We start from the raw sequence: 16,029 nt of genomic DNA on the forward strand, positions 1-16,029 counted from the left end.
TTTTGCTGAACAGCTTCTTCGGCTTTGAGATGGGCCGCAGGGCCATGGACTACTTCAGGCGGGGGATGGAGACCGCGGGGCACAACATATCCAACGCCAACGTGGAGGGTTACTCCCGGCAGCGGGTGGACGCCTCCTCCAGTCCTCCCTTCACGGACCCGGGCCTTGCCAGGCCCGCGTTGCCCGGTCAGATAGGCACCGGGGTTCAGATCGATGCCATAAGGCGCCTTCGGGACCTCTTCCTGGACTCCCAGTACCGGGAGGAGGTTTGTGTGAAGGGCTATTGGGATGCGGTGTTGAACGCGGTGAACCAGACGGAGATGTACGTCAACGAGCCCGCCGGGAAGGGGTTCCAGGCGGCCATGAACGATTTCTGGGCGGCCCTGCAGGAGGTCTCCAAGCGGCCGGACAACAGCGCCACCCGGGAGAGCCTGGTCCAGAACGCCAAGAGCGTGGTGGTCTTCCTTCAGCAATTGAACACCAACTACGACCAGTACAGGACCGCGTTGAACAAGGAGATCCGTCTCAAGGTTGACGAGGCCAACTCCCTGATCGACCAGATAGCCCAGTTGAACGGGGTGATAGAGGAGATAAAGGGGGTTGGGGGCAACCCGAACGACCTGATGGACCGGCGGGACCTGCTGGTGGAGAAGCTGTCCAAGATAATAGACTGCACGGTGGGGAGCCCCTGTATTGACGAGGCGGACGGGGACTTCAAGGTGGACCTTGGGGGCAAGCTGTTGGTCCAGGGCACCGAGGCCCGTCACCTGGTGCTGGTTCCCGTGGCTGGCAACCAGGGCTTCTTCGACGTGCAGGTGGAGGACAACCTCTTCTCCCACGTGTCGGATCCCACGGTGGCTACCGCCATCCTGGAGCAGAAGATGCCCGAGTCGGTGGTGTCCCTCAACGTGAACCGGTTGGCCAGCGAGACCCGCTGGGAGCTGGGCCGCGGCGATGCGATGCTCACCGTCACCGACAAGGACAGGGCCCTGGGGCTTAGGGGTAGCTTCGCCTTGCAGGTCTCCTCATCTGGGGTGGTGAGGAGCTCTGCCGCCTTTCCCGCCGCGGGGGGCAACCCGGTGGGCACAGTCCTGATCCCCCCCACGGGCAACGCTTCCTACCGGTTCAGGCTCTCCGCCGGGGACTTCGAGTCCATGGTGTCGGTCACCTGGGACAGCGTCAACTCCCGGTGGGACATAACCGACAACCTGGGCAACTCCGCCTCCACCGCCGGAGGGTTTTTGAACCTGTCGGACCTCAACTCGTTCTTCGCCAACTACTCCGCCAAGGTAACTTCCTCCCTTTCGACCGGTGGGGACCAGCTGACCCTGTCCAGCGTTGACCGGCATCTGCTCTCCATATCGGACGTCCAGGGCAACCTGGGGTCCCTCCTGGGGCTCACCGGATCGTCCCCTGCGGTGACCATAGAGGTCACCGAGGCGGACTCGCTGGTCACCATAGCCAACAAGATAAACTCCGCCTACTCCAGCGATCTGGCCAGGAAGGTTCCTCCGGAGTTGACCACTAACCCGCCTGGCACGCCGCCGGAGACGCCGGAGCAGTGGCTCAGGTGTTTGGTTGAGCAGGACGGGACCACCGGGAACTACTACCTTAAACTCCAGAGTCACCTGGTGGGGGAGACCTACCGTATAAACGTCCTGGGGGGTAGCGATTGCGGCACCGGTCAGGGTGGCAGCCTATACATGGCCCGGAAGCTGGGGTTCGTTAATGCCGATGACTCCACCAGCGTGATGACCTATTCGCAGGACGCCTACTTCGTCTTCGAGGACAAGGAGTACCTGTCCAGCACCAACGCCTTCAAGGACGCCAGGCGCCTTTCCGCCTCGGACCTCTGGTCCGCCTCCATGCCCACTGAGGTCTACAAGGGCCTCAGGCTGGAGCTCAAGGGGGTTGGGGCGACCCAGATCCAGAGCCGTCATCACGTCAAGGGTGGGGAGCTGAGGGGGCTTCTGGAGTCCCGGGACGACTTCCTCCTGACCCAGATGGACTGGTTCGACGAGATAGTCTTCGGTCTGGTGACCGAGTTCAACTCCCTTCACTACTCGGGGCACGGCTCGGGGGACTACATAAACACCACCGGGATAGACTTCTTCGTCCCCGTGGTGGGCAAGTACGGGGCCTCCTCCAATTTCGCCTTGAACCAGTTGCTGGAGATTCACTCCTCCCTTGTGGCTGCCTCCAGCGGGGATGGGGCTGGTCACGCTCAGGGGGCGGCGGGCAACTCGTCGGGGGATGGATCGGTGGCGCTGAAGCTGGCGCAACTCAAGCAGGCCAAGGTGTTGAACGGTCGCTCCGCGGACTTCAACGCCTACTACGAGAGCTTCATTGCAGAGCTGGGGGCGGTGGGGCAGAGGGCCTCCACAATGGCGAAGAACCAGAAGGCCCTGGTGGACCAGATAAACACCCAGCGGCAGTCCGTCATGGGGGTTAACATGGACGAGGAGATGATGGACATAATAAAGTTCCAACAGGCCTTCAATGGGATTGCTCGTTACATAACCACCATAGACGAGATGTTGGACAAGATAATAAACGGCATGGGCCGGGTTGGGCTGTAGGGGGTGTGACGGATGCTTCAGCGGGTTACTAACAGCATGATGCACGGCATGTTGCTGTCCGACATGCAGAGCAACTTGGCCAAGATGCTGGAGATCCAGAAGCAGCTGGCCACCCAGAAGAAGTTCTCCAGGCCATCGGACAACCCCATAGACGTGACCAGGTCTCTCTCTATGGACACCACCATAACGGAGAACGTCCAGTACAGGAGAAACCTGGACGACGCTCTGACGTGGCTCAACAACACCGAGACCGCATTTGACCAGATAACCAGCGTCTATCAGCAGGTCCGTCAGTTGGCCGTATACGCTGGGGACGGGGGGCTGGTGGACGTGGACATGGGGGCCATCGCGGAGCAACTGTACCAGCTGCAGGAGGAGATGCGGAACGCGGCCAACTACGAGGTGGAGGGCCGTTTCCTCCTGTCAGGTCTCTCCACCGGTGTCAGGCCCTTCGTTAGGGACTCCAGCGGCCGGGTGGTCTACAAAGGCAGCACCATGCCGGTCTACTTCGAGATGGAGCGCCAGCAGCTGGGCCGGGTCTCCTTTACCGGCCGGGACGTTTTCCAGGTGAACGAGAAGAAGTACACGTTGAGGAGCTTCGAGGTGCCCTTGGACTTCACCTGGAAGGGGCGGGACGAGATAATCCAGCTCCAGGTGGGAGATCAGGTGGTGAAGGCCCGTCTGTCGGAGAGGTGGCAGGACGAGAAGCTGGACAACGTGGCGGACAGCACCGACTACGACCGTTTCCGGGAGGCTTCGGAGCTGGAGGGTTACAGTCTGGACGACGTAGCCAAGGCGCTGAACGACAGCATAGAGATGGGGGATCTCAAGCGGCTGGTGTCCGTATCGGTGGAGAAGGACACCGCCAAGGGGGTCCAGCGGCTGGTGATAAGGAGCCACAACGGCCTTCCGGTTAGGCTCACCAGCTGGCCCGAGACTGACATACCAAAGCTCTCCCAGGGTGTTCGGGGTGTCGATGTTCCCCTGGCCCCCCCGTTTGTGGCGGACGCCTCTTCCACCCTTACGGTGGACTTCGGCAATGGGGTGACCCACGACGTGGCGGTGGCGGGCAAGACCTTGTCCCAGATTGCCGATGAGCTCATGAAGGTCCCTGGTTTATGGGCGGAGAGAAAGACCGATGGGACCAACGAGTGGCTCCTGGTGGTATCCCGGGATCCGTCCAGGTCCTTCAGCATAAGGTCCACCGGCAACGTGGCCACCGATGTCTTTGGATCCGACACGGTGTTGTCCTCCGAGGTCCAGAAGAACGTGGATCACAGCCACATAGACCTGGTGCGGCTTCTCGGCATGGAGACCTCCCTGAAGTCCACCGAGGTTTCCCCCACTTGGAACGTGGACACCACCGCATCTCCCCTTCACTGGAAGTTCATGGCGGGGGGGAAGAGGGGGGAGCTCTTCATAAACGGTGACCCGGACCTAACCATGGAGGAGCTGGCCCAGCGGATAAATGCGGTGATGGGTGAGTGGGTCGAGGCGGTGGTGGAGCTGGACGAGCCGGACGGGGCCAGCCCTAGCCCGGACCCTTTGGGCAACAGCGGTTCCAACGCCGAGGAGGCCACCAAGAGGCTTATCCTGAGGACCCGGGACGGCTCCCCCCTTGTGGTATACGATGGGGAGAGGGCGGGGGCCAACTACGCCTCCCAGCTGGGGGTGGATACCAGCGTCAGGGGGGCGGGGCCTTTGACCTATCCGAGCGACGGGGCTGGGCCTTTCGACGAGAACATGCCCGCCCTGGTGGAGGTCCGGGTTGGGGACGAGACCTACACGGTGAAGCTCTGTCGGTTGAGGCACGACACGGGGGAGAAGGTGGCGGAGGCCATCGTCGCCCAGGTGAACCAGATGGCGGGGGAGAGGCTTTTGGACGTGGACAGTCTGTCCTCCTCCGATGACTTCGCCATCTTGTCCCTCACGGGACAGCCGGTTAGCATCGTGGACCGGGGCTATGGGGATCCCGCCTACGGCCAGTATACCGGTGGCGTGGCCATCCAGCTGGGCATCGCTTCCGGTGTGACCGGGGGCGGCGTGCCGGGCAACACCGCTGCCGGGGCCGACGGGACGGTCAGGATCTCCTCCCTTGGGCGGTGGGTTGACGTGCCGGTCCTGGCCACCGACGACGTGAAGAGCTTCCTGGACCGGGCCAGGGACCTGGCGGGGGATTGGTTGGATCTGTCGTACTTCGATCCGAGCCTGTCCAACCCTCCGGGGGGCACTAACGTCAGTTTCTCCATATCCGCCAAGGACGGTTCCCCGGTATCCATCTTCGATCTGTCCGGTTCCGCCTCCAGCGTTTTCAACATGGGCACCGGTCTTTCGGGCAGTTCGCTTGGGGCTTGGACTCCGGTGGCGGGTGACGTGCTCACCATATCGGTAAACGGGGTGACCCACAGCATAGATTTGTACGATGAGAGCAAGGGGCAACCCATCGTATCCAACTTGGATGAGCTGGCGGATCTGATAAACGCCCGCTTTCAGGGGCAGGATCTCGTGGCTCAGACGGTGGACATGGGGGGGGGGAGCAAGAGGTTGGTGATAACCTCCCCGAGGGGCTACGTGGTCAATGTTGACGAAAGCGCCATGTCGGCTGGGACCCAGTTGGGGCTCAATGGGACGTCTCCCTCAAGAGGGGGGTACGGCCCTTTCAATCAGAGGGTTCAGGTGCGAACTCTGGGCAATCAAACCAAACAGGACTTTTTCGGTGTCATGGATGACCTGATAAACGCGGTCCGTAACGAGGATCGCCGGGGTATATCGGACCATCTCCTAAAGAAAGTGACCGATTGGGGGGATAACCTGCTCCGATGTAGGACCGAGTGCGGGGCCTTGATAAACCGCTATGAGAACACTCAGGCTAGGCTCAAACAGAACAATGTGAATTTGACAGAACTCCAAAGCAAGATATCCGATGTGGATCTGGCGGAGGCGGCTACGCAGTTCCAGATGGCTCAAGCGGTGTACCAGGCCAGTTTGGCGGTCATAGCCAGGATAATCCAGCCGACCCTTGTGGATTTTTTGAGGTGATGTTATGAGCGGGAATGTTAGGACAGTAAGCACCACTAGATTTGGTTTGCTGGAGGTCGGGGATGATGCTATGGTTCGATTCCCCAAAGGCATACCGGCCTTCGAGGATCACACCGAGTGGGCTTTTGTGGGGGAGGATGATAGCCCGGTCAAGTGGCTTCAGAGCCTCAAGGACGGGGACGTTGCATTGCCCGTATGCCCACCCCATCTGATCCTGCCGTCTTATCAGGCGAAGTTGACCGCCGATGACCTTAAGATCATAGAGGCCTCTTCGGAGGATGAGCTTGGTATCATGGTGGTGCTTACTATACCAGGGAACGTGGCGGAGATGACCGCGAATTTGAGGGCCCCTTTGATATTTAACTATATCAAGCAACTTGGATGTCAGGTGATCTTGTCCAACGAGGAGTACTCGGTGAGGCACCGGGTTTTTGCCCCTGGGGTGCCTGAGGCGAGCCCCTGTGGCGGTGGGGAGGGGTCCTAGTGCTGGTCCTCTCTAGGAAGCCTGGGGAGTCGATAGTCATAGGTGACGGCATAGAGGTTCGGTGCCTGGAGGTCCGAGGCGAGGTGGTGCGCCTTGGCATTGTGGCTCCTCGGGAGGTTAAGGTCTGGCGCAAGGAGCTGATCCAGGAAGTTACGGAGACCAACGTGGCCGCTGCCTCGGTGAGGCCTCCGGAGGGTTGGAGCCGTATTCTCATGTCCATTGCCAATGTTGAGGAGAGGAATGACTCGGATGAAGCCAAGGAGTAGAACCCCATGAATTCCCTTTTGCGCAAGAATCTTGAGGAGCTTAGGTCTCGCCAGCCCCTTTTGGCGGAGCGGATAGAGTCGGAGATGGCCAAGCTTGAGCCCGGGGACTTTACCGTCACCGATGTGTCCTCTGGCCGTTGGGTAAAGGACCCTTCCGGCAAGGCCTTCTTCGAGCGGATTGTCGATCATAGCCTGAGCGGGGATTGCCATATGGTTCTGGGGGTTGGTTACCCTCCGTACCTCTTCAAGGTGCTTCGGGGGTTGCCCAAGGAGGCCCTGGCGGTGGTGGTAATAGAGCCGGACTTGAGGCGCCTTTTGGCTACTTTTTCCATGACGTCGGTATACATGGCGCTGCCCAGGGGGTGTCGCCTCTCCTTCGTCGTCTGGGGTGAGACCGCCTTGGTGGATGAGGCGGTAGCTTACAACGTGGTTCCCCTTGGGATTTTCCTCTTTACCCAGGCGAGGAAGCTTGTCCACCGGGGCATAGCCGAGGTGGAGGGAGAGGCCTTGTCGGCCTTGGAGGCCAAGTTTTGGGATGTGGTCAGATACAGGGTAGAGTCCCTGGGGAACTCGCCGGAAGATACCCTGTTGGGTATCCGTCATGGGGCATTAAACCTGCCCAGGATCCTTGAAGGGGTGGATGGTAAGGACCTTGTCCGGATATGGAAGGACCGCCCGGCGGTCTGTGTGGCCTCGGGACCGTCGCTCAAGCGGAACGTGGACCTATTGAAGGGCAACGAGGATAGGTTTCTCATCGTGGCTTGTGATACCGCCCTGTTGCCCCTGTTGCGGAGGGGTATCGTGCCTCATGCGGTTACCACCATAGAGAGGAACCTCATGTACGAAGTGTGGATGCCCAGTGTGTTGGAGGAGTTCCCGGAGGAGTGCAGGGGGATACTGTTGGTAAGCCAGTCGGTGAGCGAGCCAATCACTGCCGGCCGGTGGCCCGGACCGGTGTTCGTGGTCGGGAAGATGGACAGTCCTGCCGACATGTGGTTGGTTAACGATGTCCTGAAGAAGAACACCATGCTGTCCGGGATGAGCGTTGCCCATATGTCCATGTGTTTCGCCGTTGGTGTGGGTGCCTCCAAGGTGGCATTGATAGGTCAGGACCTATCTTTTGATGACGATGGGGAGACCACTCATATGGAGGGGGCCGCTTCGTTGACCCCTGATGGGATAGCCCGGGAGCTGGCGTATCCAAGGTTGGAGGTGGAGGCAATTGGGGGGGGCAGGGTTAAGACTCACCAGATGTGGTACTACTTCCTCCAAATATTTGAGCGCATCCTGCCCAACTTTGGAGAGGATAAGGTATTTCAGTGTTCCGAGCGTGGAGCCGTGATAAAGGGGGCGGGATGCATGCCCCTTAGGGAGTTTATGGCTCGATTCGGAGATGCCCAGAGGGTTCCCAGGGTTGGTGAGGAGGATGTTAAGTTTGGAAGTGCCGAGTCGGAGGTCTCTGGGATCCTTGTCAGGATAGGGAGGGCTAAATCCGACATCTCGTTCTGCCTTGATGTGTTGGATCAGATGGAAGAGGAGATCAATAGGGTATCTGCCCCTGCACTGGCCCCTGCCAGGAGGAGGCAGCACGCCATGAAGGTGGCGGAGTTGCTTGACCGCCTTCATGGGGCCAACCGGGCGCTGGCGTTCATTGGTCAGAGCTACACTCACCTCTCCGGTGTCGTTATCGCCAAGACCAGGTTCCTCGAGACGATGGAGGACGTTAGGGAGTGGACCAAGGTCCACCTGGATATGGTTTCAAGCCATCGGGTGAATCTGGGCTTTATGCGCCAGTGGCTCGATTACATGGAGGCCATGCTCTCCCTCAATGTGGAGGGGGAGGTTTCAATGTATCGAGGACTTCGTGATGGGGATCTGCTTGAGCCTCTAGGGGAGGCGCTTGAGAGGTTCTTTGAGTCGGGTGAGTCTGACCTGCTCTCTCCCCTGGGGCTTTCCATATCGGATATGCTCTGTAGGGTGGATCTGGAGCGGCAGGAGGGGGTCCATCCCGAGCTCCTCTGGATGGCCGCCAAGTTCCTGGCTCTTCAGGGCAGGCCCTACGAGGCCCGTCGCCTAATGGGCAGAGCCTATGGAATGTGGCACGATACCGTAGCCCCCTCGGAGGTGGTGGCAGATTTCTTCATTGACTGGGCCGCCATTGAGGCCTCCCATGATCTCGTTCGAGCTCCCCAGTTCGAGCTTGCCATCTCGCTGTTGGACTCCGCAAGGGACGTGATGCCCCAGTGGACGGAGCGGATAGATTCACTCAAGACCCAGGTTCTTGAGTCTCAGCGCAGGTACCTTGACGCGGTTAAGCTGGTCCCAGAGTACGACCTCCAACGCAGGCTCATGGAACGTAGAAACGCAGCTCAAGAGGCCCTTTTGAGGCAGGATCTTCCACGGGCCTTTGAGGAGGTGATGGCCATGGAGGAGGGGCTTGAGAAGTATCCGGGCGACGTGGTGCCCCACCTCAGATGGCTGTCCAAGACTGCTCTGGACTGCCTAGGGTGCGATGATCCCCAAGTGGATGCCGCCTGCCGCCGGGCCATTGACTTCATCTGGGAGATCCGGGATCGGCTAGTGCCACTGGGTTTTCCGTTTGACCGTCGCATGTTGGACTACCTCCGGGATAAGGGGGTTGATGTGGTGGAGATTCAGGTGGAAGGGTCTCAAGTTCCTTGATCTGACCTCCGATAAGAATGCAGATGTGTTTGAGGAGGTGATTGGTGGGAGGAGATGTTGCTGGTTTTCGCGCTAGTGGTGTGATGGAATCGACCAGGGTGCCATGGAAGACGCCCGACGAGACAAGGAGGTAGAGGATTATGAGGGTTTACCACAATATACCGGCGCTTTTCGCGTACAACTCTTTGAGTGCCACCAACAACAACCTGCAGAAGTCGATAAACAAGCTCTCTACGGGTCTTAGGATCAACTCCGCGGCGGATGATGCGGCTGGGCTTGCCATAAGCGAGAAGATGAGGGCCCAGATTCGTGGGTTGGATCAGGCTGTTCGGAACAGCCAGGATGGCATATCCATGATCCAGACTGCGGAGGGAGCGCTAAACGAGACCCACTCGATACTTCAGAGGATGAGGGAGCTTTCGGTGCAGGCGGCGAACGACACCCTCACGCAGCAGGACCGGAGCTACATCCAGGATGAGATTGACCAGCTGAAGGACGAGATAAACCGGATATCCAGCACCACCCAGTTCAACAAGAAGAAGCTGCTGGATGGGTCTGCCGCTGTGCTATGGTCCTCTGACAAGCTGACCACCAAGGCTTTCGTGCGGGGTGGTTTGCGGACCGTTGACCAGTTTGGCCAGAAGAACTCTGCAGAGGGTAACTACAACATAAGCATCGTAGCGAACCCCGGTGATGCGCAGGTTCAGAAGACGGATATCTTTAAGATTAAGCATGAGAACGTGATAATGAACGTCACGAAGAACACCAACAAGGGGGTCGAGAAGGTTCGGGTTGATTCCCTGCCTGCCGGTAAGTTCACCATCTTGGCGGTTACCTCGGAAAACTTCTCTATCACTGGTGGTTCTCTTCAGGATCAGCAGATCTTCGGTGCTGCCGACGGCATCATCATATCTGCTCTAGGGGGAGCCAGCAGCGCCGCTGGTGGCGGCGGGTCCATCTATTTTGAGGTTGTGGCGGTGGACACTGCCAACAGCTCTGTGACGGTCCGCGGCGTGGCCAACGTGCTCTCCGTGGAGGGGGACTCCAGCACCTTCACCAATGAGAACATCATCCTGGCTAACATCGCTCTATCCGCCACTACCATGACCGCCTTCGGCACCACCGCCATGGGTGATGGCGTAATTGCCATAAACGCCTCCACCAACTACTCGGTTGGTGACAAGATCGTGGTTAATTTTGTCGCCGGGACTGCAGATGGCGACCTGCAGGTGACCATATCTGCCACCAACAACACCAGCTGGTTCGGCAACTGGGACATCAGTAGCTACACTCTCACCGCCGCGTTCACTCTCGATGCCTCGCAGGTCGCGGGCAAGGACGTTCACTTCAGGAACTTCTACCTGAACACCGCCAACGGTACCCTCTATGAGTCGGATATCGTCCTTACCCTCTCTACTAGCTTTACGGCTACGGGCGCTACCCTAGCGGCTTTTGACGCGGCGTATGTGGGTCAGACCGCTGAGGCGGACGTTCAGCTGAGGGATCTGGACAAGTTCTGGGATGCCAACGGCCGGTTCCTTTTGGACGATCCTAAGGACATAACAATAGTTCAGGGGGACGGTACCAAGGCCAAGATCACCCTCTACTCCACCGACACTCTGCGGGATGTGCAGACGAAGATGAACAACGCCATAGCGTTCGATCTCGGTCAGGCCAAGTACCTGACTGCGAACACGGACAAGTTTGTGACGTTTGTCGGCGAGAACGAAGTTGTGGCGGGAACCTCCCAGTCGGTTCAGGGGACGTTCGTGATCCGCTCGGCGGTGGCTGGCAAGGCTGGTGAGCTTAACTTCTCCGGAGACGAGGACCTGATCAAGGCTCTTAGCCTGAACGTGATCCGGAATTCCACCGAGAACCAGTTCCGGGTGTCCGTGCAGGATGCGCACAGCGGAGCCACGGTGGTTAGCAACGCCAAGGTTACCGGCAACGTTCTCTACGGCATCGTGCACGAGAACGTGGATGTGGAGTTTGATAACATGGCCAACGTCAGGGTCAGCTTCCTCAACAACGATTTCACCCTCTCTCAGGATACGGGCAAGATCTACCAGACGAAGCTCCACCTGGCGGACAACACCACGGTGTTCCAGATCGGTGCCAACGAGAAGGAGGACATGGGGGTCAACATAGGTGACATGAGCGCCAGGGCCCTTGGCGTTCACAACATCTTGGTGACCGATCGTGACTCCGCCGCCCGGTCTATAACGGTGATAGACAACGCCATAGACCGGGTGTCGAAGCAGCGGGCCGCCATTGGTGCCTACCAGAACCGTTTGGAGCACACCATCAACAACCTGACGGTTGCGGGACAGAACCTGACGGCGGCGGAGAGCCGTATCCGCGACCTGGACATGGCCAAGGAGATGATGAACTTTACGCGGCTTAACATCCTTATGCAGGCTGGCAACTCCATGCTTGCGCAGGCAAATCAGTTGCCGCAGAACGTCCTCCAGCTCCTTAGGTAGTGTTGACCCGGTAAGGGGGGAGGGAATATTCCCTCCCCCTTTATACTAAGCCAATATGGTTGGTCTGGTGGTGGTAATGTATGGCTATCCAACCCATAAAGGGAGGTACTGATGAGCCTCAGCCCCGCCTACGCGAAAAGGAATTGCTGATGTCCCTGGACAAGGCTGGAGCTAACGCGTCTCATGCGGAGCGAAATCTAATGCCCTCTGAGGAAGAGATTTTGGGAGTGCTCCGAAAGGCGGAGGAGACTGCGAAGGTTTTCGGGAGGGATCTCAAGTTTCAGTATCGCAAGGAGGCGGATATATACCAGGTGGAGGTGATAGACCGGAGGGAAGATAAGGTGGTAAGGAAGATACCGCCGGATGAAATAGTGAAGCTTATTGAGAACATCAACAAGCTTTTAGGGATTTTGTTCGATGACAGGTTTTAGGAACGATGAAGCGTGGCCGGGGGTATCCCCGGCCTATTTTTTGGAGGGATATTCTTGCAGGATAGGCTTGTCCTCGGAACTGCACAGCTTGGAATGGTTTATGGAGTTGCAGGAGGCGAAGTTCCTTCCTATGAGAGGGCTTCTTGCCTGTTAAAATCCGCCTGGGAGGCAGGAGTTCGAATTCTGGATACGGCGCGCCTATATGGTGAGTCGGAGGATTTTATAGGTAGGTTTATGTCGGATACCTCGTTTTTTTTTAATGTAATAACAAAGATTTCTGGATCTCGGGATGATATGCAAAAGCAGTTTCAAGTATCCCTTAGTAGATTAAATTTAGATTCTGTTTATGGGCTGATGTTGCATCACGGAAAGCTTCTATCGGGTCCACACGCTAGATCCATCGTGTCTTTTATGTTGGATCAGAGGGATAGTGGCAGGGCTAGAAAGGTTGGTTTCTCCTGTTACGATCCTGATGAAGCTCTGGCGGCGATCGATGAATTCAAACCGGATGTGGTTCAGATACCATTAAACCTGATGGACCGGCGGTTCATCGCCTCTGGAGTTCTTCAGAGGCTTAAGGACATGGGGGCTGAGGTGCACGTTAGATCCTGTTTTCTCCAGGGGCTCATGCTAATGGAGCCCCAGTTGTCGTCCGAAAAGGTTAAAGGGGTGGCCCCTTATGTGGAATCCGTGTGGCGCAGGGCAAAGGATCTTGGGGTATCTCCCATGTCCTTGGCTCTCTCCTTCTGCCTCTCCCAGCCTCAAGTTGACCTTGTGGTTGTGGGGGTAGATTCCCCGTCTCAATTAATGGAAATTTTAAGAACCCCCATAATAAGTGCTGGACAGGAAATTTATAGGGGGCTTGAGTGTGATGATTTATCGATCATAGATCCTAGGTCATGGTCAAGATAGGGGGGTTTCCTTTGGAGGAACTTCAGCGTTGCAGCCGGTGCGTTCTACCCATAACTTGGGAGACGGTATATTTTGACGAGGAAGGCGTCTGCAACATTTGCAGAAATTGGGATGTTAAGCAGAAGGAGATAGATTGGAAGGCTAGAGATCGGGAGCTCAGGGAGATATTTAATGAGGTTAAGGGCAGGAACTTGCCCTACGACTGTATAGTTCCATTCAGTGGGGGTAAGGACTCGACCTTTACTTTATGGGCTATAGTCAGGGAATATGGGTTGAAACCTCTGGTTGTATCCTTCGATCACTGGTTCTACAGGCCTAACATGTTGGAGAACAGGAAGCGCACGTTCCGAAGGCTTGGGGTCGATGTGATGACCTTCACACCCAACTGGAAAATAGTTAGGCGATTAATGTTGGAGTCGCTCATCAGGAAGGGAGATTTCTGTTGGCACTGCCATGCTGGTGTATTTGCTTTTCCAATGCATATGGCGGTTAAGTTCAAGGTGCCGTTGGTGATATGGGGAGAAGGCGGCGGGGAGTACGAGGCCTATTTCCGTTTTGCCGATCTGGAGGAGACCGATGAGTGGAAGTTCAACCGCCGCATAGTCCTTGGGATGAGGGCGGAGGACATGGCGGGTTTCATCGGAGTTGAGGCGCGGGATCTGATGCCGTATGCATACCCGTCAAGGCAAGAGCTTGATGAAGTTGGCGTTAAAAGCTTGCCCTTGGGGAAATATCGTCCTTGGGATGTCAAAAAACATGTGGAGATCATAAAGAGAGAGCTGGGATGGCAGGAAGATGAGATAGAAAGTGGCTTCCCCGGTCCCACATACGAAAAAATAGAGTGTATGTTCACCGGAGTAAGGGATTATATAAAATACCTAAAGAGAGGTTTCTCCAGGATAACCCATCTGACAACCCTCGACATACGCCACGGCAGGATGACCAGGGAGGAAGCCCTGGAGCACATAAAGAGGTACGAGGAGAGGAAGCCCAAGAGTCTGGAGGTCTTCCTTGAGTATATAGGTATAACGGAAGAAGAGTTTAATGAGATAGTTGCTAGGCACCTAATAAGTCCCGCTCTGCCAAAGGACCCCTCTTCCATACCGGAGGGGGATAAGCTGAGGGACCAGGAAAGTTGGTTCAGAGATTCGGACGATCTAAATTACAGGGGAAAGGTCTGGTGATGTCCCTTGGCCTTTAGACTTGGCATTGTCAGCAATGGTCTTGGCAACGTGGGATCCGTAATGAGCGCTCTCAGATTCTACGGTTACGATGTGGATCTTGTCTCTTCCCCGTCCCAGGGAGGAGGCCTTTCTATGTTGATTTTGGCGGGGGTTGGAACCTATGGGGCTGCCGTCTCTTCCCTGAAGAATTGTGGAATGTGGGATTTTATCCGTCAATGGGGTGAATCGGGTCGTCCCATAATAGGAATTTGTCTTGGAATGCAGCTGTTTGCGTCCCATGGAGAGGAAGGCGGGGTGAATCAAGGTTTCGGGTGGATCCCCGGCAGGGTCGTTAGAATGGAGGGAGTCAAGGTCCCCCACATTGGATGGGATAGAGTCAAGCCGAGGGAAAACGACCTTTCTTCCAAACTTTTCTCAGCGGTGAGATATGGTTATTTTTATTTCATGCACATGTACCATATGGAGGTAGATTGCCCCGATGATGTGATAGCTGGAGTAGAGTATGGTGGCAAGGATTTTGTGGCCGCGGTCGGGAAGGGTAACGTTATAGGTTTCCAGTTTCACCCGGAGAAGAGCCAGGGGGACGGTCTCCGAGTCCTGCGCTCCGCCGTGGAGGTGTTGAGCCGATGATGCCGAAGCGAATAATACCCCAGTTTCTGCTTAAGGGGAGCAGGTTAGTGAAGGGGACTTCCTTCAGGGATCATGTTGACGTTGGGGATCCGGTCTCTCAGGCGATGATACAGGATGCGCAGGGGGCAGAGGAAATAGTCTTGGTGGACGTGGATGCCACCCGGGAGGGCAGGTTGGTAGATACCTCTTTGATCTCGAGGATGGTTGAGAGATGCCGGTTACCCATCGCTGTAGGGGGAGGGGTTGGAAACGTTGATGATGCGTCCCGCCTTTTCGTCGCCGGGGCGGACAAGGTGATAGTTAACACCGCTGCGGTTTTGAACCCATCAATGATTCGGCCTCTTGCGGAGAGATTTGGAGCCCAGTCTGTGGTAGTTTCACTGGATCTCAAGAGAAATTCAAAGCGTGGCTGGGTCCCGGTTGTTCGTTCCGGAGAGGAAGAAGTGGATTTGGACTTCGTCTACCTGCTGGAGGCATTGGAGGCTAATGGGGCTGGGGAATTCATTGTCACGTCTGTTGATAGGGAAGGTACCCTGTCGGGCTTTGACCTTGATATGCTCAAGGTAGTTAGAGAGGTCGTCAAGGTCCCATTGATAGCTTCCGGAGGGGCCGGTAATTATCTTCACCTGGTGGAGTTGTTCCTATCCATAGATTTGGAAGGAGTAGGGATAGGGAAGATGTTGGCCCTTCGGGATTACGATGTGGTCAGGATAAAGGCTTTTCTTAAGGGCAGGGGAATACCGGTGAGGGAGGCGTAGGGAATGTTGAGCGTTAAGTTCAAGCTTCTCTCTCCAGATGATGTTGGCCCAGACTACGTGGCATGGATGAACGATCCAGATGTAACTAGGTATCTGGAGTGTCGCTTCCGAAGCTATACTGAGGAGGATCTCAGAGGATTTGTCCGTGCGATGGTTGACAGCGGGAACAACTTCCTATTCGGAATATATGATGGGGAAAAGCATGTGGGAAACATAAAAATAGGTAATGTGGATTGGAAACATCGATACGGCGACCTCGGCCTGGTTATAGGGCTTAAGGAGTATTGGGGCAGAGGGGTAGCCACCAAGGCGATAGATTATTGCTGTTCATACGCAAAATGTGAGCTAGGGTTGAGGAAATTATTTGCTGGCATTTACGATGGCAACGTGGGATCGCTAAGAGCCTTTCTGAAATGTGGATTCAGCAAGGCTGGAGTTCTAAAGGAGCACAGGATCTGTGGCGGGACTTACGTTGATGAGCTTATCGTGGAGAGACTGCTCTGAGGGTGTCCTATCTACCCTATGTCTCTGAATGGGAAGGAGCGTTCCTGTCCCTATCCATATGGGGGAGTGGGTGAGCG

General features: G+C 56.6%; 12 protein-coding genes. All 12 read left to right on the forward strand.

All coding sequences use genetic code 11. The features are described 5' to 3' along the window. The first annotated feature begins 2 nt into the window (after nt 1-2). Nucleotides 3-2,579 carry a flagellar hook-associated protein FlgK gene (gene flgK / locus TACI_RS03340; RefSeq protein ID WP_012869417.1) on the forward strand — a complete coding sequence of 859 codons (2,577 nt, stop codon included), beginning with the start codon at nt 3-5 and terminating at the stop codon, nt 2,577-2,579. 12 nt (nt 2,580-2,591) lie between these two features. Continuing rightward, nucleotides 2,592-5,618 (forward strand): flagellar hook-associated protein FlgL, encoded by a 3,027-nt coding sequence (gene flgL, locus TACI_RS03345; RefSeq protein WP_012869418.1) that lies wholly within the window; start codon nt 2,592-2,594, stop codon nt 5,616-5,618. Nucleotides 5,619-5,688: 70 nt separating this feature from the next. Continuing rightward, nucleotides 5,689-6,102 carry a flagellar assembly protein FliW gene (gene fliW, locus TACI_RS03350; protein WP_242601146.1) on the forward strand — a complete coding sequence of 138 codons (414 nt, stop codon included), beginning with the start codon at nt 5,689-5,691 and terminating at the stop codon, nt 6,100-6,102. Continuing rightward, entirely contained in the window at nt 6,102-6,368 is a 267-nt protein-coding gene (gene csrA / locus TACI_RS03355) for a carbon storage regulator CsrA (protein ID WP_012869420.1), read from the forward strand. The genes fliW and csrA overlap by 1 nt, the downstream gene beginning before the upstream one ends. Nucleotides 6,369-6,386: 18 nt before the next feature. Further along, nucleotides 6,387-9,050 carry a motility associated factor glycosyltransferase family protein gene (locus TACI_RS03360; protein WP_242601147.1) on the forward strand — a complete coding sequence of 888 codons (2,664 nt, stop codon included), beginning with the start codon at nt 6,387-6,389 and terminating at the stop codon, nt 9,048-9,050. A 140-nt stretch (nt 9,051-9,190) separates the two neighbouring features. Further along, nucleotides 9,191-11,533, forward strand: a complete 2,343-nt coding sequence (locus TACI_RS03365; RefSeq protein ID WP_012869422.1) for a flagellin N-terminal helical domain-containing protein — start codon at nt 9,191-9,193, stop codon at nt 11,531-11,533. Nucleotides 11,534-11,682: 149 nt separating this feature from the next. Further along, nucleotides 11,683-11,964, forward strand: coding sequence for a flagellar protein FlaG (locus TACI_RS03370; protein WP_242601148.1), 282 nt, complete (start codon nt 11,683-11,685; stop codon nt 11,962-11,964). Between the two features lie 54 nt (nt 11,965-12,018). Then, nucleotides 12,019-12,876 carry an aldo/keto reductase gene (locus tag TACI_RS03375; RefSeq protein ID WP_012869424.1) on the forward strand — a complete coding sequence of 286 codons (858 nt, stop codon included), beginning with the start codon at nt 12,019-12,021 and terminating at the stop codon, nt 12,874-12,876. Nucleotides 12,877-12,887: 11 nt separating this feature from the next. Continuing rightward, nucleotides 12,888-14,060, forward strand: coding sequence for an N-acetyl sugar amidotransferase (locus TACI_RS03380; protein ID WP_012869425.1), 1,173 nt, complete (start codon nt 12,888-12,890; stop codon nt 14,058-14,060). Nucleotides 14,061-14,066: 6 nt separating this feature from the next. Beyond that, on the forward strand, nt 14,067-14,690 hold the full coding sequence (gene hisH, locus TACI_RS03385; RefSeq protein WP_012869426.1) for an imidazole glycerol phosphate synthase subunit HisH: 624 nt from the start codon (nt 14,067-14,069) through the stop codon (nt 14,688-14,690). Next, a complete protein-coding gene (gene hisF / locus TACI_RS03390) occupies nt 14,687-15,448 on the forward strand; it encodes an imidazole glycerol phosphate synthase subunit HisF (protein WP_012869427.1) in 762 nt (253 codons plus the stop codon). The genes hisH and hisF overlap by 4 nt, the downstream gene beginning before the upstream one ends. Before the next feature lie 3 nt (nt 15,449-15,451). Beyond that, a complete protein-coding gene (locus TACI_RS03395) occupies nt 15,452-15,952 on the forward strand; it encodes a GNAT family N-acetyltransferase (RefSeq protein WP_012869428.1) in 501 nt (166 codons plus the stop codon). Nucleotides 15,953-16,029 lie beyond the last annotated feature (77 nt).

This window comes from Thermanaerovibrio acidaminovorans DSM 6589 (assembly GCF_000024905.1).
Lineage (GTDB): Bacteria > Synergistota > Synergistia > Synergistales > Synergistaceae > Thermanaerovibrio > Thermanaerovibrio acidaminovorans.